Source organism: Bradyrhizobium sp. INPA03-11B, from assembly GCF_040446015.1.
GTDB lineage: Bacteria > Pseudomonadota > Alphaproteobacteria > Rhizobiales > Xanthobacteraceae > Bradyrhizobium > Bradyrhizobium macuxiense_A.
This window is the reverse complement of record NZ_JASGSR010000276.1, coordinates 1-759: the sequence shown is the minus strand read 5'-3', so window position 1 is coordinate 759 and position 759 is coordinate 1. Positions and strand designations below refer to the sequence as shown.

Here is a 759-nt window from a genome sequence, read left to right as displayed (position 1 = left end):
GACCATGTACCACTATGCAGGAATTGATGTGTCTTTGGAATGCTCGAGCGTTTGCCTTGTCGATGGGACAGGCAAGATTTTGCGCGAGACGAAGGTTGCGAGCGAGCCGGCGGCGCTGATTGCCTGGTTCCGGTCGCTGGGTCTGGTACTGGAACGGATCGGGCTGGAGGCAGGCCCGCTGTCACAATGGCTTTACGCAGCGATCCGGGACGCAGGATTTGCGGTTGAGCTGCTGGAAACGCGGCACGTTCGGGAAGCCTTCAAGTCGATGCCAGTGAAGACGGATCGCAACGATGCCCGCCGGATCGCGCAGTTGATGCGGCTCGGCTGGTTCCGGCCGGTGCACTGCAAGTCGGTCGCGGCGCAGGAGACCCGCGCCATACTGACGGCGCGCAAGCTGCTGCAATCCAAGCTTCGCGACATTGAGAACAGCCTGCGCGGCATACTTCGCGGTTTTGGCCTGAAGGTCGGTGCGACCACCGAGCGCACGTTCGCCGGACGCATCCGCGAGCTCGTGACCGGCCATCCCGGACTGGAGTTGGTCGCGGCGGCGCTGCTCCAAGCCCATGCGGTGCTGCTGCGGGAGTTCAAGAGCCTGGACAAGCACACCCAGAAGCTCGCCAGGACGCATCCATCCGCCAAGCTCCTGATGACAACGCCGTCCGTTGGTCCGATCGTGGCGCTCACCTATGCCGCGGCGATCGACGACCCGAAGCGCTTCCGCTCCTCGAAGGCCACGGGAGCCCACTTTGGGCTCAC

General features: G+C 63.8%; 1 protein-coding gene. It reads left to right on the top strand.

Features of this window, described 5'->3' with window-relative positions; genetic code table 11:
- The coding region (locus QMZ05_RS40900) for an IS110 family transposase (protein WP_353705900.1) at positions 1–759 on the top strand (759 nt) is incomplete at both ends.